This window comes from Methanosarcinales archaeon, assembly GCA_014859725.1.
Taxonomy (GTDB): Archaea; Halobacteriota; Methanosarcinia; order Methanosarcinales; family Methanocomedenaceae; genus Kmv04.
Window position 1 is genome coordinate 1 of the sequence record JACUTQ010000279.1, and the last position, 1,768, is coordinate 1,768.

At 44.5% G+C, this 1,768-nt stretch carries 2 protein-coding genes; both read right to left on the reverse strand.

Features of this window, described 5'->3' with window-relative positions; translation table 11 throughout:
• Nucleotides 1–149: 149 nt before the first annotated feature.
• A complete protein-coding gene (gene cas4, locus IBX40_13265) occupies nt 150–731 on the reverse strand; it encodes a CRISPR-associated protein Cas4 (GenBank protein MBE0525281.1) in 582 nt (193 codons plus the stop codon).
• On the reverse strand, nt 725–1,768 hold a 1,044-nt coding region (gene cas1 / locus IBX40_13270; GenBank protein MBE0525282.1), incomplete at its 5' end, for a CRISPR-associated endonuclease Cas1. The genes cas4 and cas1, both read right to left, overlap by 7 nt.

The window sequence follows — 1,768 nt, forward strand, 5'->3', positions numbered from 1 at the left end:
GTTTCAATCCTCATTTTATAAGGATACATTCTGAAATAGCCCATGAAATATAGCTTTTTTCCTGTTTAAAGCTTCCTATTATCTGGAATTCAGGGGTTAGTTGTGAAGGTCTAAAAGTCGTAAGGGTATTTATCAAGGCCTGCACAAACTCAGGTACAGAACTTCTTCATCTCACAATAACTGCACTGTTTTCCTTTAGAAACATTGGGCATCTTTTCACTGTTTATTAGCTCTTTTATCTTCTGTATATCCTGTTTTAGTACAGTTTTTGCTTCATCAGGTATATCGATATGTATTTGTTTGTGTTTCGATGGAAAGTATACGAATCCTCTTTTTACTATTGTCTTGAATCGGGTTTCCAAAAGGAGGGCATAAGCCGTTAACTGCTTTTTCCAGTTTATTCTTACGCTCTCAGCATCCGAATATTTAACATCGACCGGGACTACTTCTCCACTTTTCAGTATAATCGTGGTATCCACCATGCCATATAGACCTAAATTGATATCCTCCACAGCAAGGCTATGGATAACCTGAGCCACATCCTCCTCCGAAAAACCATAGACAGTTTTTCTCTCTTTCACGCGGCGATGCTCTTTGTCATGTTCTTCTTTACCCATATCCATCTTTGGCTTTGCCTTGATCTTAATGCCAAGTGTTTTCATAAAATACACCTTGCGAGGGCAGTAAAAATATTGAGTAATATCGCTTACCGCAAGCAGATCATCTACCATCGCAGCCAGAACCCCTTGTATGCTTTAGATTCTCCCCGCAGGAATTGAGCAACATCCCGCGCCTGATTCAGGATAAGGTCGGTCCATTTGATGTTTCTATCCTTATACCTTATATTATCCTCGAGCTTGGTCAGAAGTTCATTCAGCAGCAGCTTGCGTGAGCCATCAGCCATTTTGCATACCCCATTCTCTATAGTGAATTCAGCTGGCTTAACCTGTCCAAGTGAAAATATCTTGATAACTGATTTATCAACTACCTGCTGCCTGAACTCTTCCATCAGATCATAGACAAGGCTGGCTTTACCTGGTCGGTCCACATGCAGGAAACCGCCATACGGATCAAGTCCTGAGTAATGGACTGCTCGCCAGCATTCACCTTCAAGTACTCCGTAGCCGTAGTTTAGCATAGCATTCACAGGATCAGCAGCGTATCTACCGCTTCGGTTCTTGAACCCAAACTCAGCAGGAATTATTCCTAATATCGACTTCCAGTAGGAAGCGGACGCATTGCCTTCAAAACCCATGATAGTCTCCCTGACATCGCTGCAGGTCTTGCCTTTGATATTCAGTTCTTCAAGTTTCTCTATCCAGACGTTGACCGCGTCTCTTGCATTCTTCAGGGTCTCTGCCGATTCCGGGAAAGTATCCTTTCTGGATTTGGCAAGAGTACCCAGGGTGGCGGACATGTTATGCAGCTTTGCATTAATGAACTCCTTTGCAAGCACCGCACCCGCGGGAGTATCAAAAGCGCGGTACTGCTCCCTCCTCGTATTCACAGTCCTCATCTGAGGCGGAGAAATATATGCTGTGACCTGACCGCGCCAGTCAATCAGTACCACATCCACCCCATGATCTGCAAGAAGCTCAATGGCATCGGTGCTTATGCTGCCCTTGCCTGAGATCACCACCTGGCGCAGGTCCTGGGGGATGCATCTATGGATGACGGTATTTACACCATCCTTTTTTTCTTTTACGATTATCTGTTCATGGTCTGTGCCGATGAACTTTCCCCAGCCGTCGATTACAAGGCGGTCCAT